Raw genomic sequence first — 20,102 nt, forward strand, 5'->3', positions numbered from 1 at the left:
GGTCTCACGCGAAGCGCCGCGCCAGAGCCACGCAGGCGGCGACGGCCAGCGCGGCGCCGATCATGGCAGGCTCGATCCGCTCGCCGAGGACCAGCGCGGCGACGCCGAGGCCCAGGAACGGCTGCAGCAGCTGGAGCTGGCCGACCGACGCGATCCCGCCGCGCGCCAGGGCGCGGTACCAGAAGACGAAGCCGATCAGCATGCTGAACAGGGCGACGTAGCCGAGGCCGGCCCAGGCCGGCAGCGGGATCGCGGCGAGCGTGGCCGGCCGGAGCACCAGGGCGAGGGGCAGGCTCACCGGCAGCGACAGCACGGTGGCCCAGGCGATTACCTGCCAGCCGCCCAGCCGGCGGGCCAGGACGCCGCCCTCGGCGTAGCCGAGCCCGCAGAGCAGGATCGCGGCCAGCATGAGGGCGTCGCCCGGGCCCGGCGGACCGTCGAGCCCCCGCGCGGCGAAGCCGACCGTGACCAGCGCGCCCGCGATCGACAGCAGCCAGAAGATCCGCGACGGCCGCTCGCCGGAGCGCAGCGCGGCGAACAGCGCGGTGGCGAGGGGCAGAAGGCCGACGAAGACGGTTCCGTGCGCGGCGCCGACCGTGCGCAGCGCCAGGGCGGTGAGCAGCGGGAAGCCGACGACGACGCCCGCGGCCACGATCGCGAGCGCCGGGAGGTCGGTCCGCCGCGGGCGCGCCTGCCGGAGCGCCAGCAGGGCGGCCGCGCCGGCGAGGCCCGCGAGCGCCGCCCGGGCCGCGCTGAGAAACAGCGCGTCCATGCCGGTCAGCGCGAGGCGCGTCGCGACCAGCGACGCGCTGAAGATCGCGACGCCGATGAGCCCGTCCACCCAGGCGCCGGTCGCCGGCCGGCGCGCCGCCTCGATCACTCCCCCCGCCACGTCTGCCGCCTCCCGACCTGTGCGGGTCCCGGCATGCCGTGCCGGAGCGCTTCCGGCCAGGAACGATCGGGGGCGCGGCCGGCCGATCTGTACCGGTCGATCTCCGATACAGTTGCCGGGCCCGCTCACCGCGGCGGTGCGGCCCTGCCCACGGATCGGGCAAGGGTTCCATGTTCCGCGCATTAACATTTCCGTGTTGACGCGGAACGATGCGACCGAGGCGGTCATTTCCGAGCACCCATACCGGGCCACTGGAGTACACTATGCGCCGCCTCGTCCTCGCCGCCCTCGCCGCCGCCGCCCTCGCCGGGCCCGCCCTCGCCGCCAACGAGGCGCCCCAGACGGTCGCGCCCAAGTTCGAGACCGTGCCGCAGGACGCGGTGCTCAGCTACAACCTGATCGGCCTCAACGTCACCGACGCGCAGAACAACACCGTGGGCGAGATCAAGGACCTCGTGATCGACCACGGGAAGCTCGCCGGATACATCGTCTCCGTGGGCGGCTTCCTCGGCATGGGCGAGCACTACGTCGCGGTTTCGCCGGGCTCGATCGCGATCGGCTACGACGCCGACGCCAAGAAGTGGAAGGCGATCATCGGCGCCAGCAAGGATCAGCTGAAGTCGGCGCCCGAGTTCAAGTACGAGGGCAAGTTCAAGCGCTGAGGCGCGCCGTCTCGCGGCGGCCGGGCGCAGCGCCCGGCCGACCCGCCGGTCCCGCGGCCCGGGGTCGCGTGACCGCGCCTAGACGGGCGCGTCGAGCGCCTGACGCGCCAAGCGGGCGACGAGGGCCTCCCGCTTGGCCTGGCGCAGGACGATCCGCGCCGCGGCCCGCGCGTTGGACGCCCGCAGCTCGGCCCGCGGACCGCCGTCGCGCAGGGCACGCCACGCCAGGGCGCGGAACCAGCGGACGTTGGCCAGCGCCGCCGCCCGGCGGCTCAGGGGCCCGCCGACATCCAGCGGCTTCTCGAGTGTCCCCGACGTCATTGTCTCAATCCTGGAGCGCGACCCGCCGCCTGTCCGATTACGGAACAAGAGATGGCGATTCCTCGGGAGCTGGGCAATAGTGTTGCCAACGTGAACTTTTGAATCGAGTGCGAAGACTGCGCATCCACGAAATGAGGTAGTCGCGCGCCGAAAAATCGTCCGGTGGCCAGGTGCGGAGCGTCGGTGGCGGCGGCCGGCCGGGCGGGAACACCGCGGCGCGGTGTCGGATTCCCGGTGCGGAAGGCCGGCGCGGCACCGATCCGGGCCGGTCGATCTGGGGAGCCGGGCGCGTGCCGACGATCTTCGATGCCCATACTTTCGCCCTCACCGCGCATGCGGGTCAGCTCGACAAGGGCGGCGAGCCGTGCATGCGGCACCTGGAACGCGTCGCGAACGCCGCCCAGGCCCGGGCCGGCCACGCCCGACTCATCGACGGGCTCGACATCGACCCGATGCGAGTCATGCAGGCCGCGCTCCTGCACGATGTGCTGGAGGACACGCCGCGCACGCCGGCCGACCTCCGCGCTGCCGGATTCGAGGCGGATATCGTCGCGACGGTGACGCTCCTCACGAAGCCGCTGAGCCGGATCGCCTATTCGGAGCGGATCAGCGCCCTGATCGCGGCCGGCGACCTCGCGGCGCTGCTGATCAAGATGTCCGATACGGAGGACAATTCTTGCCCGACCCGGATCCCGCCCAACGCCGGGTTCCTCCGCGAGCGCTACGCCACGGCGTTCGAGCGCCTGAAGGAAGCGGCCGCGGCACGCGGATACTCCGGCCGCTGACGGAGCGCGGGAAGGCGCCCGACGCTTGAGCGCGCCGACCCCGGGCACATTCGCACCGGCGGCCGGTAGATCCTGCATCATCTGCCCGCTCCGCCCGCCGAGGAACCCGGCTTGACCCTCGAGACCCCGCAAGCGACGGCCCGCGTCGCGGGTCTCCCGATTTACGCGATGCTGGTCCCGGTCCCCATCGTCTGCTTCGTCGGGACGCTGGTGACCGACATCGCCTACTGGCGCACGGCCAACAGGCAGTGGGCGAATTTCTCCGCCTGGCTCCTCAGCGTCGGGCTGATCGTGTCGGCCCTCGCGGCGCTGGCGGGGCTGATCGACTTCCTCGGCGATCGCGGCATCCGTGGCCTCCGGCCGGCCTGGATCCACGCCGCCGGCAACGCCGTGGCCCTCGTCCTGAGCCTCGTCAACGTCTTCGTGCACAGTCGCGACGCCTACACGTCGGTGGTGCCGACCGGGCTGATCCTGTCGGCGGTCGTCGTGCTGATCCTGGCGGTGACCGGCTGGGCCGGAGCCTCGCTGGTGCACCGTCACGGCGTCGGCGTGCGGACCGGGGAGCCCGCCTGATGCGCCGGACCCATCTCCTCGCCGCCGGGCTGCTGCTGCCGCTCGCCGCCTGCGGACCGGATCCCATCGACCCGCAGGCCCAGATCGGCCCGAACCCGCCGCTGCCCGAGCTGCACCGATACCTGCTGCCGCCGATGCACGTCTCGAGCGCCGTCGGCTGGAAAGCGGGCGAGGCGCCCACGGTCGCGCCGGGGCTGCAGGTGAGGGCCCTCGCCACGGGCCTGAAGAACCCGCGCTCGCTCCTCGTCCTGCCGAACGGCGATGTCCTGGTGGCGGAGAGCGGCGGTCCGACGCCCCCGATCAACCGGCCCAAGGAGATCATCATGGGCTGGCTCGAGCGGAAGTCCCATTCCGCGGAAACCCCGGGTCAGCGCATCACCCTGCTGCGGGACGCAGACGGCGACGGCGTGGCCGAGCAGCGCACCGTGCTCCTCGACAAGCAGAACGCGCCCTTCGGTATGGCGCTGGTCGGGGGCGACCTCTACGTCGCCGAGACCGACGCGGTCGTGCGCTACACCTACAGGCCCGGCGACACCGCCATTACCGCACCGGGCGTGAAGCTCGCGGACTTGCCCGCGGGCCGCATCAACCACCACTGGACCAAGAGCCTGACCGCGAGCCCGGACGGATCCAAGCTCTATGCCGGCGTCGGATCGAACAGCAACATCACGGAGAACGGCCTCGACGAGGAGAAGGATCGGGCCGCCATCTGGGAGATCGACCGCGCGACCGGCGCGCATCGGCTCTACGCCACCGGCCTGCGTAACCCCAACGGCCTGACCTTCGAGCCGCAGACCGAGACCCTGTGGTGCGTGGTCAACGAGCGCGACGAACTCGGGCCCGATCTCGTGCCCGACTACATGACCTCGGTGAGAGACGGCGGCTTCTACGGCTGGCCCTACAGCTACTGGGGCAACCACGTCGATCCGCGGGTGATGCCGCAGCGACCGGACTTGGCCGCCGCCGCACTCATGCCCGACTACGCGCTGAGCTCGCACGTGGCGCCCCTCGGCATGACCTTCTCCAGCGGCGCGGGTCTGCCGCAGGCCTATCGCGCCGGCGCCTTCGTGGGCGAGCACGGCAGCTGGAACCGGCAGCCCCTGAACGGCTACACGGTGGTCTACATCCCCTTCGAGAACGGCCGGCCGACCGGCAAGGCGCGGGACGTGGTCACTGGATTCCTCACGGATGATGGTCAGGCCCGCGGCCGCCCGGTCGGGCTGGCGATGGACGGCCACGGCGCGCTCCTCATCGCCGACGATGCCGGCGGCACCGTGTGGCGCGTGACCGGCTCCGCCTCGCAGACGCGGGCCGGGCCCACCGCGATCATCCGCTGACCCGGATCCGGATCGGCAATGTCAGTGCCGGAGAAGCGCCGATGACCCTGTCGACCCGCTCCCCAGCCGCGATCAGCGACGAGGGGCGCCACGCCCGCGACCGCGGCGATCCGATCACAGCGAATCCCTATGCACCGGACTCGGACGCCTGGGCGAGCTGGGACCGCGGCTACCGGATGCCCGACCAGCAGGCGCGCGCCGCGACCCCGGCGGCGGTCCGGGAGGACGCGCCGCCGGAGGCGTCCTGATCGGGCACCCGCGCGGTCTCGCGGAGGGCGTGGCCGGAACAGGCGTGGCGGCGTGGGGTTGCCCGAGGACCGGTAGCGGCTCCGCGAGCCCGACTGCCGGACCGAGAGGGAGATCCGCCATGAAGCTCACGAGTCTCGCCATCCCCGCCCTGCTCGCGGCCGCGACCCCCGCACTGGCCGCCGAGAATGCCGGCGGCGCGACCAGCCGGTCGGGCACGGCCAACAGCACCGGCCCGAACGATGCGGGGTCCGGCTCGACGCCGGGCGCATCCGGGAGCGGTCCGTCGACCGGCTCGATGAGCCGCTCCGGCACGACGAACAGTACCGGCCCGAACGATGCCGGATCCGGTTCCAAGCCGCCGGCCGGCAGCCGCTGACCGGACAGCATGCGCAGCGAGCGGCCCGGAGATCCGTCCTGTCGCGGACCGGACTGCGCTCGCTGCGCCCCGCGCACATCTCAGGGAGGATTCATGTCGGCTGGTACCCGCACCGCACTCGTCGGGCTGCTGCTGCTCGGTCTCGCGGCCTGCGACGACAAGCAGGCACAAAACAACGCGCCGACCAAGCCCGATTCGACGAAGATGGAACCCCAGACCGATCAGTCGGCGCCGAATACGCAGAAGCGCTAGGAGCGCTCTCGGACCGTCCGGGCCGGGGTGGGGATGCGAGCCGAGCCGGTACGGTCCGCGAAGCGGGTTTCCTCTCCCGTGCGGGAGAGTGGGCGGGGCGCGGCTGTCCCGAGCTGAGATGCCCGTGATGTCATCGTCGGTGCGTGACCGCGAACGGCACCGGTGGTCGGCCGACGGGAACGGCCATCACGGTCGGAGCGGCGAGTCGCCGGTCTCGGGCGTGGCAGCCGCTCGTGTGGCGGAGGGATCACCGGACGGGTCGGCGATCAGAGGCACGGCGGCGCCGAAACCGAGGGCGGCCTCCGCGAGAATGTCGTCTAGTGCGTCGGCGATCCACACGGCGCCGTCGAGGACGGAAGTCAGGATACGGTTCATCGGCCACCTCCCTCCCGCATCCCGGGGCGCCGTCGCCGGACGGCGGCGTCCCGGGATGCGGTCTTCATCCGGTTCGCACCCGTCGTCTCAGACGAAGTGCATCGGGAGGGCGCGGTCGAGGATCTCGACGTAGGTGCCGGCCAGGACCGCGACGGTGGCGGCGGCGACGGCGGCGGCGAGGGTGAGGCGGGTAACGAGGGTCATCGAAGTCTCCATCAGGTCCGCGACTGTCTTCGCGGTGTGACCCTGATGTAAGCTCAAGCTTTCCCCGCCGAGGTGCTGCGGCACACCCCGGCGATGGACCCGTGCGCGGCCTCGATCGCCGCGCTTCCCAGGCGGCCCGTCAGGCGGCGCGCACTGTGGCGAGGAAGCGCCCGACCTCCGCGGACAGGTGCTCGGACTGGCGCGACAGCTCCGACGCGGCGCCCAGAACCTGGCTCGCCGCCGCGCCGGTCTCCTCCGCGGCGCCGGCCACGCCGGCGATGTTGCTCGTCACCTCGCCGGTGCCCTGCGCGGCCTGAGTGACGTTGCGGACGATCTCCTGCGTGGCCGCGCCCTGCTCCTCGACGGCGGCCGCAATCGAGGTGGCGACGCCGTTGATCTCGCGGATGCGCCCGGTGATCGTCCCGATGGCTGAGACCGCCTGACCGGTCACGCCCTGGATCCGGCCGATCTGGGTCGAGATCTCACCGGTGGCGCGGGCGGTCTGCTCCGCCAGCGCCTTCACCTCGGAGGCGACCACCGCGAAGCCGCGGCCCGCCGCGCCCGCGCGGGCAGCCTCGATCGTGGCGTTCAGCGCCAGGAGATTGGTCTGACCGGCGATCGAGGAGATCAGCCCCACCACGTCGCCGATCTTGGCGACGGCGCTGCTGAGTTCCTGCACGAGGGCGCCGGTCTCGTCCGCCTCGGTGGCGGCGGAGCGGGCCAGCTCGGCCGAGCCCTGGACCTGACGTCCGATCTCCTGAACCGAGGCGCCGAGTTCCTCGGCGGCGGCCGCGACGGTGCTGACGTTCGACGCGGCCTCCTCGGCGGCGGCCGCGACCGCACCGGACTGCGCCGAGGTCTGGCCCGCCATGGCCGACATGGAGCCTGCGGTGGCCTGCAGCTCCGTCGCGGAGGCCGAGACCTGCCCGACGATGCCGCCGACCGCCGCCTCGAAGCTGTCGGCCATCGCGCGCATGCCGATCCGGCGCTGCTCCTCGGCGGCGAGGCGCGCCTGGGCGGTCTCGGCCTCCAGCGCCTTCATCTGGACGAGCCCTTGCTTGAACACCGCGACGGCCGACGCGATGGTGCCGATCTCGGTCTTCGCGCCCTGGTACGGGATCTCGGCCGACAGGTCGCCGGCGATCAGTGCCTGCATCGGCCGTACCACCGAGGCGATGCCGCGGGTGACCCCGAGCACGATGATCACGCCCGACAGCACCGAGACCGTCAGGGCCAGTCCGATGGCGACGAGGCTCACAGTCCAGGTCTCGTTGAAGACGGCGGTGCTCTCGGCCTGCGCGGCGTCGGCACCGGCGTTGTTGATGGCGATCAGCTTCTCCAGGGCCTTGGAGGCGGCACGGCGGGGGATGAGGCCCTTCGACTCGTAGAGCTGATAGGCCTCGGCCTTCTTGCCGGTCCTCGAGAGCTCGACGACGTCGTTGCGCACCGCCTTGAAGGTCTGAGATTCCTGGTTGAACGCGTCGAACAGCGTCCGCTCCTCGGGCGAGCTCAGCAGCCCCTTGTAGACGGCGATCCGGTCGGCCAGCTTCCGATCGAAGCTGTCCATGTCCTTCTCGATGCTGGCGAGCAGTGCCGGGTCCGTCGCCTGGGTATGGCGCAGGAGGAGGCCGCTGCTGCGGGCGGTGAGCGTGTCGATCTCGCCCAGCGCCCGGATGCTCGGCAGCCAATTCGTATCGATCTCGACCGCGTGCTCGCGCAGTTTGCGCGTACTCATGAGGCCGAGCGCGCCGAGTCCGACCACGAAAACGGTCAGAATCGCGAAAGCCACGACGAGCTTTGTGCGAATGGAGACATTCTGGAGCGACACGGCGGCCTCGCGGCAGCCCAATAGAACAGTGGCGCGGCTGCAGGGCGGATGATTAGCGAAATGTATTTAATATCCGCTAATTTCACTTTGACCTCCGCCGCGTCTGCCGGTCGAGCGGACCTCCTTGCGGCCGGAGCCGGCCCGGCGACGTGCGCCCCCGGTGCGGAGCCGGGCCGCTCCGGCGCCGCGCCGCGCACCGGCATGGCCGAGAACGGTGACGCGGGCTGTCCCGGTCAGGCGTGACAGGTTGGCCCGCGTCCGATGCGCCTACCGAGGCGCGGGCTGGGGCATCTTCACGATCTTCCCGTCGGGCAGGATGATGTCGCCGGGGCTCTGTCCGGCCTCGCAGGGGCCGATATAGGTGGCGTCGATGACCATCTGGCGCCGCATCGGCTCCTTGGCGTTCGGCAGGCCGGTCAGCGTCGTATCCACCTCCATGTGGATCTTGCTGTTGAAGTCACCGCTGATCACCGTGCTGCCCGCAGCCGAGATCGGGCCGAGCTTGCACTCCGTCTCGCCCTTGTAGCCTGTGCTCGTCTTGACGATCGTGCGCTTCGAGCAGTTCTGACCGCCGCCGAACGCGGCCTGCGCGATCTGATCGGTCTTCTCGTCGATGCATTGGCGCGCCGTCGTGTTGCCGTCGGTCGCGGTGGTCTTGCTCTCCCAGAGGCCCGCCTTGCGTGCCGGCAACGTTTCGGCACAGGCCGCACCGGTCATCACGGATAGAGCCGCCGCGATCCCGACACCGACGATACGTCCTCGCATGGATGATCCCTGGGGTTTCCGCGACTCAGGCGCCGCAACGGCGCTTGGCTAACCGATGCGATACAGGCGAACAAGTCTCTACGGGCGCGGCGCGCGAGGCCGAACACTGGATCCAGATGCCCGTTCGACGCCGCGGATAGCCTGAACACCCGGCCGGAATAGCCAGGACATCTGTGCCGCGCGCCTGCACACCTTCGCCCCGGCGCGCCGCCGGCTCAGACCGCCCGCTTCAGGCCGACCGCGCCGGCCTCGAGACGCGCCTGGATCACCTGAACGACGTGTTCGGCGTCACGGCCGACCGCGCCGAAGCGGCCCGAGCCCCAGGTGTTCAGCCAGGGCAGGCCGATGAAGGAGATCCCCGGCTCATGCGTGACGCCGCGTCTGTGCTTCGGCTGGCCGGCGCCGTTGAAGACGGACGCGTCGAGCCACCGGAAGTCCGGCGCGAAGCCGATGCACCAGACGATGCTGGCGATGCCGGACCCGTCGAGGGGGAGCGCGGTGACGGGCTCGCCCGGCTCCCAGACCGGGCTGTAGGGCGCCTGGACGGGCGCCTCGATGCCGGCCTCGTCGATGTACGCGTCGATGGCCGCGTTGATGCCGTTGTAGGTCCGGTCGGCCTGGTCGAGCGAGCGCCGGAGATTGTCGCGGAAGCGGAGCGCGCCGTCGGCGTAGTCTTCCAGCACTCCGTGGAGCGCCATGCCCTCCAGGGCGAAGCGGCGCAGGTCGATGTCCCGCCCGCCGTCGCGGCCTGTCACGTAGTGGTTGGTGTTGTCCCGGACGCCGTCGCGCAGCGGATGATCGTCGACGGTCTTCTCGTAGTAGCCCATGTCGGCGAGCCACGCGACGACGTCGCGGCCGCGGTAGAAGCGGGCGCAGCGGGGCGCGTCGCCCACGGCGAGGTGGACCCGCCGTCCCGCGAGATGCAGGTCCTCGGCGATCTGCGCGCCGGACTGCCCCGAGCCGACGACCAGGACCGCGCCGTCGGGCAGCTGCGCCGGATTCCGGTACTGGTTGGAGTGGATCTGGGTGATCGCTCGCGGCAGCTTCTCGGCCATGCGCGGGACAATCGGCGTGTGGTAGCCGCCGGAGGCTACCACGATCTCGTCCGCCGTGTAGTCGCCCTCCGAGGTCCGGATGGCGAACAGCCCGTCGTCGCCCCGCGCCACGCGCGTGACCGCCACACCCTCCCGGATCGGCGGCCTCACCTTGGCGACGAAGGCCTTGAGGTAGGCGACGATCTCGTCCTTCTTCATGAACCCGTCCGGGTCCGGCCCGTCGTAGCGGTGGCCCGGCAGGTCGCATTGCCAGTTCGGCGTGACGAGGCAGAACGTGTCCCAGCGCTGTGTCGCCCAGGTATGCGCGGCCGTGTGCTTCTCGAAGACGAGGTGCGCGATGCCCCGCTGCTTCAGGTGGTAGCTGACCGAGAGGCCGGCCTGCCCCCCGCCGACGATGGCGACGGGAACGTGACGGTTCGTGGACGTCATGGCTCCAACTCCGTGAGGGCTGCGCGAGCGCCGCGGGCGCAGCCGGCATAGGCGTCGAGATGGCGCGCGGCGCAGGCGCGCCAGGAATGGGCGGCCGCGCGCGCGAACCCTGCCGCACGCAGGCGGGCGCGGGTCCGCGGCTCCAGCGCTTCCGCCAGGGCGGCGGCGATGCTGTCGGGGTCGGCGGGATCGACGAACAGCGCGTCGGCCGGCCTCAGGTACTCGGTGAAGGGCGGTCGGTCGGAGACGATCGCGGGCGTTCCGCAGGCCATGGCCTCCAGCACGCACAGGCCGAACCCCTCCGTCCAGGACGGGAAGGCCAGCAGGTCCGCGGACCGGTAGAGCGCCGGCATGTCGGCCTGCGGGACCGGGCCCGTCGCGATGACCGGCCCGCCGGGACCGACGTCCAGACCCGCTTCGGCGAGGGCGGCGCGGCAGCGGTCCCGGTAGGCGGCGTGATCGAGGAGCGAGGCGCCGCCGGCGACGACGAGCTGCGCGGCGGGATGGCGCGCCCGCAGGCGCGCGAAGGCCGCCACGATGCCCAGCGTGTTCTTGCGCGCCTCGAATCCGCCGACGCTGAGGATGACCGGGCCCGGACCGAGCCCCCATCGCTCCCGGAGCGCGGCATCCGTTCCGGACGGGTCGGGCCGGTAGACCGACAGGTCGACGCCGTTCCCGACGATCCCGGCCTCAGCGCCGAGTTCGTTCCGGATCCAGTCGGCCCAGAGGCGGCTGACGCAGAGCAGCCGGCCGGCCTCGCGGATCGCGCGGTCCTGCCACGACGCGAGCACGGGATCCGCGAAGCTGTCGACGTGGTGCACGGTGCGGACGAAGCCCGGGATCAGGCGCCGGTGCCTGAGGGTCGCGAGGGCGTTGCCGCCGATCCCGTCATGGGCGTGGAAGACGTCGAAGTCGCAGGCCGCCGGGCTAGCGAAGTGGCGCAGGTAGTCGTGGATGCGGGCCCGCACGAGCTCGACCGTCGCGCCCTTGATCGGCTCGGCCGCCACCGCCACGGTCGGACAGGCCGCATCCCGGTAGAAGCCGCGACCGGCCGGGTCGGGCGCGTGCACCACCGCCTCGTGGCCGAGGGCGCATAGGGCCTCGGCGAGCGCGAGGCCGTGGGCGACGCCGCCGCGCGGGTTCGTGGAATGGGTCAGGATCGCGATCCGCAGCGGCGTCACGGCGCGGCCTCCGGGCCGGCCCGTCCGCAGCCAATCAGCGGCTCGGCGGAGAAGTCCCAGACGACCGCCTCGGCGCCCGCCCGGTCCCGCACCCGGGCGACCCGGCCGGCGTCGAGGCCCCCGATCCGGGCCGCCGCGATGCCGCGCTCGGCGAAACGCGCGACCACGGCCGCCGTGCGGTCGGGGCGAACGCTCACGAGGTAGCCGTAGCTCGGGAAGGCGGTGAGCCAGCGGGCCAGCGGGGCGTTGTTCGGCCTCGGGATCGCGTCGAGGTCGATGACGCCGCCCACACCCGAGCACTCGAGCAGCATCAGCGCCGTGCCGACGATGCCCGCCATGCTGATGTCCTTCGCGGCCCGTGCCAGCCCGTCCTCGGCGAGGCTCGGCAGCAGCGCGAGGTCGCCGCGCAGCCGCGCGCCCGGCGCGCCGGTCGAGGCGTCCCAGTAGGGGTGCGGGTCGCGGAAGCGCCCGCGCAGGTCGATGGCGGCGACGAGGTCGTCGCCCGGCGTCGCGCCGAAGCTCGTCAGGAGGCGCGGTCCCGCCCGGCCGAGCACCGCGACCGCGAGGTTGCCGGCAGTGGCGCGCGTGTTGGTGTGGCCGCCCACCACCGGGACGCCGTACAGCGCGGCGGCGTCGGACAGGCCGGCCAGGATCGGGTCGGCAGCTGCGGCCTCTCGGGCCCAGAGCGCGTCGACGACGGCGAGCGGTCGTCCGCCCATCGCGGCGACGTCGCTGAGATTGACCATGATCCCGCAATACCCGGCGAAGTAGGGGTCGTCGGCCACGAAGCTGTCGAGGAAGCCCTCGATGGCGAGCAGCAGGTGCCCGTCGCCGTCGGGGATCGCCGCGCAATCGTCGCCGACCGGCACGGCCGCGTGCCGGCTCCCGAGCCCGAGCCGCCGCACCACCGCGTCGATGTCGCGCTTGTGGCCGACCCCGCGGGCCTCGCGGATCTGGCGGGCCAGCGCCCGGATGTCGATCCCGGCGGTCACGCGGCCCTGCGGAAGGTCAGGAGGCCGGTCTCGGGATCGTGCATCGGCGGGTAGGCCGCGAGGTCTGCCTCCATCAGGCGGTGCGGCCGCCCGTGCAGGTCCAGGGCGTCGCGGCTCACCCAGTGCAGGGCCTCGAACAGGGCGACGTTGCCCTCCTGGACGTGCGCGAGGAAGCGGGAGCAGCCCCGCGCGTGGGCCGAAGACACCGCGACACGGATGAGGCCGGTGCCGAGGGCGGCGGCGCTGCGGAACGGTTTGGCTACGGCGAGACGCGAGCCCCACCACGTTCCGGAACGCGCGCGGTCTTCGTGGATCCGCACGGTGCCGACGACGGAGTCCGCGTCGCCGCCGAGCGTCGACAGCGCGCAGATCGGGATAGCGTGCGCGTCGACCGCGTCGCGATCATCCGCGCTGAAGATCCCCTGCTCCGCGCAGAAGACCTTCCGCCGCAGGGCGGCGCAGGCGCGTCGCTCCCAGGGCGCGATCGCGAACTTCACCCGGAAGTGGCTGGGCCGGTACGGCGGAACGGGGTCGAACATCAGGCCGCCTCCCCCGCGCGCTCGTAGGTGGAGAGCGCCGAGCAGGCACCGCACCGGCCGCAGCCGGCCTTGATGTCGGTGGAGCGCAGGTTCGCCCGCCCCAGCATCTCCGCGAGCGGCTTCAGGACGGCGTGCATGAAGTCGGGCCCGGGGGCCGGATGGCTCTCTAGAGGCGTGCCGGAAATCGGCACGAACGGCACCACGAACGGGTAGACGCCCATCCCGATCAGCCGGTCGGCCATCGCGAGGATCGCCTCCGGCGCGTCGCCGAGGCCGGCGAGGATGTAGGTGGAGACCTGGCCGCGCCCGAAGACCGGAACGGCGGCCGCGAAGGCATCGTAGTAGCGCCCCAGGGGCACGCTCGCCTTGCCGGGCATGATCCGCGCCCGCACCTCGGGCGTGACGGCCTCGAGATGCATGCCCAGCGCGTCGATACCCGAGGCCTTCATCCGCTCGAACCACCGGTCGTCGTCGGGGGGCTCGCACTGGGCCTGGATCGGCAGGTCGACGGCGGCCTTCACCGCGAAGGCGCTCTCGCACAGGATCGCGGCGCCGCGGTCGGTTGCGTTCGGCGTACCGGTTGTCATGACCATGTGCTTCACGCCGTCGAGCAGCACGGCGGCGCGGGCGACCTCGGCGAGCTGCTCGGGCGTCTTGCGCGCCACGGTGCGGCCGGCGGCCAGCGACTGGCCAATCGAGCAGAACTGGCAGGTCTTGGCGCGGCTCTGGTAGCGGATGCAGGTTTGCAGCACCGTGGTGGCCAGCACGTCGCGCCCGTGCAGGACGGCGATCTTCGCGTAGGGCACACCGTCGAAGGTGGAGAGCCCGTAGAAGCGCGGGCGGCCCGGGAAGGTGACGTGGCCGACCACGACGCCCGCGTGCTCGATCACCGCGATCCCGTCCGCGTCCGGCGGCCGCACTAGGAAGGGCGAGTCGAAGGCGGCCTCGGTGTGGACCGGCACCATCACGGTGCGGCCCGCGATGGTCATCGCCTTGTGGTCCGAGGGGCCGGCGCCGCCGCGGCGGCTCGGCGCTCCGGCGCGGCTGTCGGCGAGCCTAACGCCGCAGGATTGCAACGCGTTGATCAGGCGCTCCGTCGGCATTCCGATCAGGCCCGTCGAGGCCGGCGATGACGTGGGACGGCGCGTCGGAAGCGGGCTGCTGCTCATGGTCGGGGCTCCGGGAGGCGGTCTGCGAACGGGCCGGCCGCTGCACGAAGGCGGCGGGGCGGTCGTCGTGGAGCAGGCTGAGGAGCTCCGGCCGCGCGTAGTGGCCGACCGAGTCCATCATCCGCTTGCGCTTGGTCACCAGCGCGAGATCCATGTCGGCGATCAGGATACCCTCGCCCGGTCCCAGGGGATCGGCGAGGTGCTTGCCCTCGGGCGACACGATGGCGGTGCAGTTCCCGCCGCGGCAGGCGCCGCGCAGGCGCTCGTCCGGGCAGACCTGCGCGACCTGCGCGTCGGTAAGCCACCCCGTGGCGTTGACCACGAAGCAGGCCGCCTCCAGGGCGTGGTGGCGGATCGTCACCTCCATCTGGTCGGCGAAGATCTGGCCGACGAGGGAGCCCGGGAACTGCGCGGCGTGGATCTCCTCATGGCGCGCCATGAGGGCGTAGCGGGCGAGCGGATTGTAGTGCTCCCAGCAGGCGAGCGCCCCCACGCGGCCGACCGCCGTCTCGACGACGGCGAGTCCGGCGCCGTCGCCCTGCCCCCAGATCATGCGCTCGTGGTAGGTCGGGGTGATCTTCCGGCGCTTGAGCTTCAGGGCGCCGTCCGCGTCGAAGATCAGCTGCGCGTTGTACAGCGATCCGTGGTCGCGCTCGTTGACCCCGAGCACGATCACGGCCCCGTGGCGCCGTGCGGCCGCGGAGACCGCCTGCGTCACCGGACCCGGCACGGCGACCGCGCGCTCGTAGAGGCGCAGGTGCTCGGGCCCCTGGAGGGCGGGCGGGAGGACGAACGAGAAGTAGGGGTAGTAGGGCACGAAGGTCTCGGGAAAGACCATGAAGCGCGCGCCCTTGGCGGCGGCCTCGTCGACGGCGTTGAGCACGCGCTCCAGGGTGCCGTCCGGGCTGTCGAGGTCCGGCGCGATCTGGATCGCGGCGGCCCGCACGATCCGGGTCTGTGACATCGGTGGTCCTCCGGCTGGGCCAGCGGCTGCGCGCGGGGCGCGGCCGCCGGTGGCATTGGCGCGGTCGTCAGACGGTCCAGGTGTCGATGATCACCGCGTTGTCGCGCTTGTGCAGGAGGATGCAGTCGAGCACGTCGAGGGGGTTGATCATGCGAATACCCTCGATGAAGGCCGCCTCGCCGTGCCCGTACAGGGCCTGTGTCGAGAAGCGGCAGGCGTAAACCTTGCCGCCCTCGGCCATGAACTTCTCGAGCTGGTTGTTGAAGTTGAGATGGCCCGGGAAGGCCTCGTCGCCGAGCCGGGGGAAGCCGCGCTGGACCCCGAGGGTGATGCCCGGGCCGTAGAGCAGGATCGAGGTCTCGAAGCCCTTGCGCTGCAGGCGCGTGGCCTGGAGCAGGTTGACGAGGCCGATCGAGCCCTCGAACGCGACGGTGTGGAAGGTGACGAGCGCCTTCTGGCCCGGTTCGGCCTTCACGTCCTCGAAGACCTTCTCCTCGTAGTCGACCAGGACGTCGCCCTTCTTGTGCGGCTCGCGGTTCACGGCAGGCATTGCTCACGCTCCTCGATGGTCTGAACCGCGGCAGGGGTGCTGCGCACGTTCAGCCAGTCGAATGGCAAGCGGTGTGCCAGATCGACACTGACATGGATGCATTCAATACGGCGCTCTACGATACATACAATCATGCGATCAATGTGCAGCCGTCGATCCGCCAAACTTTACTATCTGCCGCTCAATTCATCATCAGGGCCTGCGCAGATTGTCGCCAAGTGGCGCATAGCTCAGCGCCGAATATTGTACGCATTGCATGTAACATCGACGGCGTGATAGGCGCGTCGCGCGCCCGGTACGGCGCTTGCAAGCCATACAATCGATTATTGATCGCTTTTCGGGTCGTAGGTGCTGGGCGGATGAAGGCTGGCGGGCAGGGAGGACGGTCGGTCGACCGGAACGACGCGGCCGATATCTGGACGCCGGAGCTCAGGCGCTGGGGCAAGCCCCACTACCTGGCCATCGCGGACGCCCTGGCGGACGACATCCGGACCGGTCACCTGCGTCCGGGCACGCGACTGCCGACCCAGCGCGCGCTCGCCGCCGCGCTCGATCTCAACTTCACGACCGTGTCCCGCGGCTATGTCGAGGCCCACAGGCGCGGCCTGATCGAGGGGCGCGTCGGCCGAGGCACGTTCGTGGTCGACCCGGCGGACGCGCACCTCCCCGCCGAGGCCCTGCACCCCCGGCGGCCGGGCCCGGTCGACTTCACCATGAACCTGCCCCCGGAACCCGAATTGCCGGCTCTGCAGGCCCGCATGCGGTCGTCCTTCGCGGAGTTGTCCGGCAATCTCGCCGACCTCCTGCGCTACCAGGGCTTCGGCGGGACGGAGGCCGACAAGGAGGCCGCGCTGCGCTGGCTCGCGGGGCGCGGGATCGTGGCGGCGCGCGAGCGCCTGTTGATCTGCCCGGGCGCGCACAGCGCCCTCTCCAGCATTCTGGGACAGGTCGCGCAGGCCGGCGACACGATCTGCGCCGAGCGCATCACCTATCCGGGCATCCGGACCCTGGCGGCGCACCGGGGCCTGCGCCTCGTCGGCCTGCCGATGGACCGCCACGGGCTCGACCCCGACGCCTTCGCGGCCGCCTGCACGCGGGGGGCGCCGAAGGCCCTCTACCTCAATCCCCTGCTGCAGAACCCGACCACCGCGACGCTGTCCCGCGCGCGGCGCGAAGCCGTCATCGCGACGGCCCGCCGCTACGCGGTCGCCATCATCGAGGACGACGCCTACGCGCGGATCTGCCCGGCACCGCCGCCGAGCTTCGCCGAACTGGCGCCCGAGATCACATACTACGTCGCGGGCGTCGCGAAGTGCCTGGGTGCCGGGCTGCGCCTGGCCTTCCTGGTCGCCCCGAACGCGCGGGCCGCCCTACCCCTCGGCGACGCCCTGCGCGCCGCGACCGTGATGGCCTCGCCGATCTCGACCGCGCTGACGACGCGCTGGATCACGGACGGGACGGCGGACGCCATCGTTGACTTCGTCCGTGCCGAGTCGGCCGCGCGCCAGAGCCTGGCGGCCGCGCTGCTGCCGGCAGAGACCTACGTCGCGGACCCGCACGCCTTCCATGTCTGGATCAACCTGCCGGCGGGATGGACGCGCTCGGCCTTCGCGAGCCAGGGCCGCTCGGCAGGTCTCGGCGTGGTCGGCAGCGACCCGTTCTGCGTCGCTGGAGCGCCGCCAGAAGCCGTCCGGCTCTGCCTCGGAGGTCCCTCGACCCGGCAGCAGATCGGCCACGGCCTGGAGAGGCTGGCCCACGCGCTGGAGGGCTCGCCGGCTCTCGCCTCGACCTATATCTGAGGTGGCTCGAACCGGCTCGGGAGGACGAGTTCCGAACTCCAGTCATGTCGGAAACGTATCTGCAACCTGAACGCGCGGAATCGGCCGGTTTTGGCGCTTATATTCATACTCCCAGTTGAAAACTCGGCAGTATACAGCTTCGAAAATCGCGCACTTCTCCGCTCGTCCTGTCGCAGCATACTGCGGTGTGGGTGATGGAAACTGTCAAAGCGGGCAGTTGAGATTTAATTCATCGTTCACGATTGTGCGCAATCGTTATCGCAGGTGCTGCGGCACGACAATGAGTCGGCGACCGATCCCGAGAACGACCGCGTCAGCGCGCCGGGGATCATCGCGGACGACAGCGAGGGATGGGATCATGTTCGGCGCCCTGCGCGGTCGCGAAGATCTGGCAGCGAGATTCGACGCCCTCGACCGGTCTCAGGCCGTGATCGAGTTCGAGCCGGACGGGACCATCATCGCGGCCAACGCCAATTTCCTCACGATGATGGGCTACGACCTGCCGGACATCCGCGGCCAGCGCCACGGGATATTCGTAGAGGCGGCGGACCGGGACAGCCAAGCCTACCGCGACTTCTGGGACGCCCTGCGGCAGGGCACCCATCAGGTCGCCGAGTTCAGGCGGATCGCCCGGGGCGGCCGCTGCGTCTGGGTCCAGGCGAGCTACACTCCCGTGCTCGACCGCGCCGGCCGCGTCGTGAAGGTGGTCAAGGTCGCGTCCGACGTCACGGCCCAGAAGCGGCAGATGCTCGATTACGGAGGCCAGATCGCGGCCCTGCACCGCTCGCAGGCCGTGATCGCCTTCGATCCGACCGGCGTGATCCTGGAGGCCAACGCCAACTTCCTCGACGCTATGGGGTATCGCCTGGAGGAGATCCGCGGCCAGCATCACGGCCTCTTCGTGGACCCGGACGAGCGGGCAACGGCCGGCTACCGCGCGTTCTGGGATCGCCTCGGCCGGGGCGAGTTCGCGGGGGGCGAGTTCCGCCGCGTCGCCAAGGGCGGCCGCGACGTCTGGATCCAGGCGACCTACAACCCGATCCTCGATGCCGACGGTTGCGTCCTCAAGGTCGTGAAGTTCGCCGCCGACATCACCGCGCAGGTCCGGGAGCGCCACCGGCGCAGCGCGGCGCAGCGGGCGATCGGCGCCGACCTCGACGCGATCGGCACCGCCGTCGACGGCGCCAGCCGCCGGACCGCGGAGGCCGTCGAGCTCGCCGGGCGGGTTTCCGGCGACATCCAGAGCGTGGCCTCGGGCGCCGAGGAGCTGTCGGCGTCGGTGGGGGAGATCAGCCAGCAGGTCAGCCACGCCGCGCGGATGGCCGTCGAGGCCGTCGAGCAGGCCCGGCACACCGGGTCGATCGTGGAGGGCCTGAGCGGCCAGGCCGCGCAGATCGGAGACGTCGTGACCATGATCCAGGGGATCGCGGCCCAGACCAACCTGCTGGCCCTCAACGCCACGATCGAGGCGGCCCGGGCGGGTCTGGCCGGCAAGGGCTTCGCGGTCGTGGCCTCGGAGGTGAAGGCGCTGGCCGAGCAGACCGCCAAGGCCACGGATCAGATCCGCGACCAGATCACCACCACGCAGGCGACCACGCGCGAGGCGGTGTCGGCGATCGGCTCGATCCAGGGCACGATCCGGGCGCTCGACGAGATCTCGGCGGCGATCGCGGCCGCCGTGGAGGAGCAGTCGGCGGTGACCCAGGAGATCTCCGGCAGCATGCACGCGGCGGCCCGCGGCGTCGGGACCATCGCGGGCGGCATGGCGGCGATCGCGCGGGCCAACGAGCAGGTCGACGCGGCGACCCGGCAGGTCCGGGAAGCCTCGCGCGCCGTCGGCTGACGTCGCGCCCCCTTCCCATCGCGCGGGACGGATCCGCGCGTCGGCCGCTTTGGCCCGGGCGTGAAGCCCGTGATAGCGAGGGCGCGGCTCCGAGGCCGGCGCGGGTCGGCGGCGCGACGCGCGGGAAACGACCTTGGCGACGATTTGGCTGACGGCCCTGATCCGGGCGCTGACCTCCGGGACGGTGGTGGTGCTCGCCTCCGTCCTGGCCGAATGGCTGGGGCCGGTCTGGGGCGCGCTCGTCGTCAGCCTGCCGGTCTCCGCCGGACCGGCCTACATGTTCATGGCGATGGAGCACGACGCCGCGTTCGTCGCCGGGGCCGCCCTGAACGGCTTCGCGGCGAACGCCGCGACCGGCCTGTTCCTGATCGTGTACGCCCACCGCGCGGCAGGTCGGGACATGACCGCGACCCTCGGGCCGGCGATCCTCGCGTGGCTCGCGGCGGCCCTGCCGGTCTCGGCGCTCGCGTGGACGCCGCTGACGGCGTTCCTGCTCAACGCCCTCGTCTACGGGGCCGGCGCCCTCTCGACCCGGCACGTGGTGCGCGCCACTCTCGTGCGGAGCGCCGTCGTCGCGCGGCCGCGCCCGCTCGATCTCCTCGTCCGCGCCAGCGCCGTCGCCCTGTTCGTCGCGGCTCTCCTGGCGCTGAGCACCGCCCTCGGTCCCGCCCGGACCGGGGTGATCGCCGCGTTCCCGGTCACGATGACGAGCGCCTTCGTCATCCTCCATCGTCGCATCGGCGGCGCCGCGATGGCGCGCTTGGCGAGCGTCGCGATCCGCGGGGTGTTCGGCTTCGGCCTGACCCTGCTGACGCTCCACCTGATGATCCAGCCGTTCGGGGCCGCGCTCGCGCTGACGGTCGCGCTCCTCGTCTCGCTGATCTACTCGGCCGGCCTCCTCATGGTGCAGCCCCGGCCCGGCCGTCGGGAGCCGAGCATCGTCACGCGCTGACGCGACCCGT

22 protein-coding genes are annotated in these 20,102 nt (G+C 71.7%); 10 read left to right on the top strand and 12 right to left on the bottom strand.

The features are described from left to right. Nucleotides 1–4 precede the first annotated feature (4 nt). A complete protein-coding gene (locus ACLBXO_RS06095; protein WP_447684805.1) occupies nucleotides 5–892 on the bottom strand; it encodes a DMT family transporter in 888 nt (295 codons plus the stop codon). A 263-nt stretch (nucleotides 893–1,155) separates the two neighbouring features. On the opposite strand from ACLBXO_RS06095, the gene ACLBXO_RS06100 reads away from it, so the two are divergent. Next, nucleotides 1,156–1,554: a PRC-barrel domain-containing protein gene (locus ACLBXO_RS06100; protein WP_447684806.1), complete on the top strand. Its 399-nt coding sequence runs from the start codon at nucleotides 1,156–1,158 to the stop codon at nucleotides 1,552–1,554. Nucleotides 1,555–1,632: 78 nt separating this feature from the next. Here ACLBXO_RS06100 and ACLBXO_RS06105 read toward each other — a convergent pair whose 3' ends face one another. Beyond that, a complete protein-coding gene (locus ACLBXO_RS06105) occupies nucleotides 1,633–1,875 on the bottom strand; it encodes a hypothetical protein (RefSeq protein WP_447684807.1) in 243 nt (80 codons plus the stop codon). A gap of 290 nt (nucleotides 1,876–2,165) precedes the next feature. Here ACLBXO_RS06105 and ACLBXO_RS06110 point away from each other — a divergent pair, with 290 nt between their 5' ends. The 6 genes from ACLBXO_RS06110 (at nucleotide 2,166) to ACLBXO_RS06135 (ending at nucleotide 5,447) form a co-directional block, all read left to right on the top strand. Beyond that, on the top strand, nucleotides 2,166–2,660 hold the full coding sequence (locus ACLBXO_RS06110; RefSeq protein WP_447684808.1) for an HD domain-containing protein: 495 nt from the start codon (nucleotides 2,166–2,168) through the stop codon (nucleotides 2,658–2,660). Between the two features lie 111 nt (nucleotides 2,661–2,771). Then, the gene (locus ACLBXO_RS06115; protein ID WP_447684809.1) at nucleotides 2,772–3,233 is read left to right on the top strand and encodes a DUF2231 domain-containing protein; all 462 of its coding nucleotides are present in this window, start codon (nucleotides 2,772–2,774) and stop codon (nucleotides 3,231–3,233) included. Further along, nucleotides 3,233–4,570 carry a PQQ-dependent sugar dehydrogenase gene (locus ACLBXO_RS06120; protein WP_447684810.1) on the top strand — a complete coding sequence of 446 codons (1,338 nt, stop codon included), beginning with the start codon at nucleotides 3,233–3,235 and terminating at the stop codon, nucleotides 4,568–4,570. The genes ACLBXO_RS06115 and ACLBXO_RS06120 overlap by 1 nt, the downstream gene beginning before the upstream one ends. Before the next feature lie 41 nt (nucleotides 4,571–4,611). Further along, nucleotides 4,612–4,818 carry a hypothetical protein gene (locus tag ACLBXO_RS06125; RefSeq protein WP_331312374.1) on the top strand — a complete coding sequence of 69 codons (207 nt, stop codon included), beginning with the start codon at nucleotides 4,612–4,614 and terminating at the stop codon, nucleotides 4,816–4,818. A gap of 119 nt (nucleotides 4,819–4,937) precedes the next feature. Further along, complete coding sequence (locus ACLBXO_RS06130; RefSeq protein WP_447684811.1) at nucleotides 4,938–5,195, top strand: hypothetical protein; 258 nt, start codon at nucleotides 4,938–4,940, stop codon at nucleotides 5,193–5,195. 93 nt (nucleotides 5,196–5,288) lie between these two features. After that, the gene (locus ACLBXO_RS06135; RefSeq protein ID WP_331312376.1) at nucleotides 5,289–5,447 is read left to right on the top strand and encodes a hypothetical protein; all 159 of its coding nucleotides are present in this window, start codon (nucleotides 5,289–5,291) and stop codon (nucleotides 5,445–5,447) included. Between the two features lie 186 nt (nucleotides 5,448–5,633). Here the strand turns inward: ACLBXO_RS06135 and ACLBXO_RS06140 are convergent, their stop codons facing one another. The 10 genes from ACLBXO_RS06140 to ACLBXO_RS06185 form a co-directional block, all read right to left on the bottom strand. After that, nucleotides 5,634–5,822, bottom strand: coding sequence for a hypothetical protein (locus ACLBXO_RS06140; protein WP_447684812.1), 189 nt, complete (start codon nucleotides 5,820–5,822; stop codon nucleotides 5,634–5,636). Between the two features lie 343 nt (nucleotides 5,823–6,165). Further along, complete coding sequence (locus ACLBXO_RS06145) at nucleotides 6,166–7,854, bottom strand: methyl-accepting chemotaxis protein (protein ID WP_331312378.1); 1,689 nt, start codon at nucleotides 7,852–7,854, stop codon at nucleotides 6,166–6,168. Between the two features lie 267 nt (nucleotides 7,855–8,121). After that, nucleotides 8,122–8,571, bottom strand: a complete 450-nt coding sequence (locus tag ACLBXO_RS06150) for a DUF3617 domain-containing protein (protein ID WP_447684813.1) — start codon at nucleotides 8,569–8,571, stop codon at nucleotides 8,122–8,124. 263 nt (nucleotides 8,572–8,834) lie between these two features. Continuing rightward, entirely contained in the window at nucleotides 8,835–10,103 is a 1,269-nt protein-coding gene (locus ACLBXO_RS06155; RefSeq protein WP_447684814.1) for an MSMEG_0569 family flavin-dependent oxidoreductase, read from the bottom strand. Continuing rightward, entirely contained in the window at nucleotides 10,100–11,284 is a 1,185-nt protein-coding gene (locus ACLBXO_RS06160; protein ID WP_447684815.1) for an MSMEG_0565 family glycosyltransferase, read from the bottom strand. Before ACLBXO_RS06160 ends, ACLBXO_RS06155 begins: the two co-directional genes overlap by 4 nt. Then, on the bottom strand, nucleotides 11,281–12,276 hold the full coding sequence (locus tag ACLBXO_RS06165) for a sll0787 family AIR synthase-like protein (protein ID WP_447684816.1): 996 nt from the start codon (nucleotides 12,274–12,276) through the stop codon (nucleotides 11,281–11,283). The genes ACLBXO_RS06160 and ACLBXO_RS06165 overlap by 4 nt, the downstream gene beginning before the upstream one ends. Beyond that, complete coding sequence (locus ACLBXO_RS06170) at nucleotides 12,273–12,815, bottom strand: MSMEG_0567/Sll0786 family nitrogen starvation N-acetyltransferase (protein WP_447684817.1); 543 nt, start codon at nucleotides 12,813–12,815, stop codon at nucleotides 12,273–12,275. The genes ACLBXO_RS06165 and ACLBXO_RS06170 overlap by 4 nt, the downstream gene beginning before the upstream one ends. Continuing rightward, a complete protein-coding gene (locus ACLBXO_RS06175; RefSeq protein ID WP_447684818.1) occupies nucleotides 12,815–13,918 on the bottom strand; it encodes an MSMEG_0568 family radical SAM protein in 1,104 nt (367 codons plus the stop codon). The genes ACLBXO_RS06170 and ACLBXO_RS06175 overlap by 1 nt, the downstream gene beginning before the upstream one ends. Next, nucleotides 13,872–14,948: a Nit6803 family nitrilase gene (locus tag ACLBXO_RS06180; RefSeq protein WP_447684819.1), complete on the bottom strand. Its 1,077-nt coding sequence runs from the start codon at nucleotides 14,946–14,948 to the stop codon at nucleotides 13,872–13,874. Before ACLBXO_RS06180 ends, ACLBXO_RS06175 begins: the two co-directional genes overlap by 47 nt. A gap of 67 nt (nucleotides 14,949–15,015) precedes the next feature. After that, complete coding sequence (locus tag ACLBXO_RS06185; protein WP_012317268.1) at nucleotides 15,016–15,498, bottom strand: MSMEG_0572/Sll0783 family nitrogen starvation response protein; 483 nt, start codon at nucleotides 15,496–15,498, stop codon at nucleotides 15,016–15,018. A 359-nt stretch (nucleotides 15,499–15,857) separates the two neighbouring features. On the opposite strand from ACLBXO_RS06185, the gene ACLBXO_RS06190 reads away from it, so the two are divergent. The 3 genes from ACLBXO_RS06190 to ACLBXO_RS06200 all read left to right on the top strand — a co-directional run bounded on the left by ACLBXO_RS06190 (nucleotide 15,858) and on the right by ACLBXO_RS06200 (nucleotide 20,092). Then, nucleotides 15,858–17,297 (top strand): aminotransferase-like domain-containing protein, encoded by a 1,440-nt coding sequence (locus ACLBXO_RS06190; RefSeq protein ID WP_447684820.1) that lies wholly within the window; start codon nucleotides 15,858–15,860, stop codon nucleotides 17,295–17,297. Between the two features lie 358 nt (nucleotides 17,298–17,655). Next, entirely contained in the window at nucleotides 17,656–19,140 is a 1,485-nt protein-coding gene (locus ACLBXO_RS06195; RefSeq protein WP_447684821.1) for a methyl-accepting chemotaxis protein, read from the top strand. A gap of 133 nt (nucleotides 19,141–19,273) precedes the next feature. Continuing rightward, nucleotides 19,274–20,092 (top strand): hypothetical protein, encoded by an 819-nt coding sequence (locus tag ACLBXO_RS06200; RefSeq protein ID WP_447684822.1) that lies wholly within the window; start codon nucleotides 19,274–19,276, stop codon nucleotides 20,090–20,092. Nucleotides 20,093–20,102 lie beyond the last annotated feature (10 nt).

The sequence above is a fragment of the Methylobacterium sp. C33D genome, assembly GCF_053345825.1.

Bases quoted from the DNA above. Each gene is read 5' to 3' on its own strand.
- ACLBXO_RS06100 (WP_447684806.1), top strand. From the start codon at position 1,156: ATGCGCCGCCTCGTCCTCGCCGCCCTCGCCGCCGCCGCCCTCGCCGGG.
- ACLBXO_RS06105 (WP_447684807.1), bottom strand. From the start codon at position 1,875: ATGACGTCGGGGACACTCGAGAAGCCGCTGGATGTCGGCGGGCCCCTG.
- ACLBXO_RS06120 (WP_447684810.1), top strand. From the start codon at position 3,233: ATGCGCCGGACCCATCTCCTCGCCGCCGGGCTGCTGCTGCCGCTCGCC.
- ACLBXO_RS06125 (WP_331312374.1), top strand. From the start codon at position 4,612: ATGACCCTGTCGACCCGCTCCCCAGCCGCGATCAGCGACGAGGGGCGC.
- ACLBXO_RS06130 (WP_447684811.1), top strand. From the start codon at position 4,938: ATGAAGCTCACGAGTCTCGCCATCCCCGCCCTGCTCGCGGCCGCGACC.
- ACLBXO_RS06135 (WP_331312376.1), top strand. From the start codon at position 5,289: ATGTCGGCTGGTACCCGCACCGCACTCGTCGGGCTGCTGCTGCTCGGT.
- ACLBXO_RS06140 (WP_447684812.1), bottom strand. From the start codon at position 5,822: ATGAACCGTATCCTGACTTCCGTCCTCGACGGCGCCGTGTGGATCGCC.
- ACLBXO_RS06150 (WP_447684813.1), bottom strand. From the start codon at position 8,571: ATGACCGGTGCGGCCTGTGCCGAAACGTTGCCGGCACGCAAGGCGGGC.
- ACLBXO_RS06155 (WP_447684814.1), bottom strand. From the start codon at position 10,103: ATGACGTCCACGAACCGTCACGTTCCCGTCGCCATCGTCGGCGGGGGG.
- ACLBXO_RS06170 (WP_447684817.1), bottom strand. From the start codon at position 12,815: ATGTTCGACCCCGTTCCGCCGTACCGGCCCAGCCACTTCCGGGTGAAG.
- ACLBXO_RS06175 (WP_447684818.1), bottom strand. From the start codon at position 13,918: ATGCCGACGGAGCGCCTGATCAACGCGTTGCAATCCTGCGGCGTTAGG.
- ACLBXO_RS06180 (WP_447684819.1), bottom strand. From the start codon at position 14,948: ATGTCACAGACCCGGATCGTGCGGGCCGCCGCGATCCAGATCGCGCCG.
- ACLBXO_RS06185 (WP_012317268.1), bottom strand. From the start codon at position 15,498: ATGCCTGCCGTGAACCGCGAGCCGCACAAGAAGGGCGACGTCCTGGTC.
- ACLBXO_RS06190 (WP_447684820.1), top strand. From the start codon at position 15,858: ATGAAGGCTGGCGGGCAGGGAGGACGGTCGGTCGACCGGAACGACGCG.
- ACLBXO_RS06195 (WP_447684821.1), top strand. From the start codon at position 17,656: ATGTTCGGCGCCCTGCGCGGTCGCGAAGATCTGGCAGCGAGATTCGAC.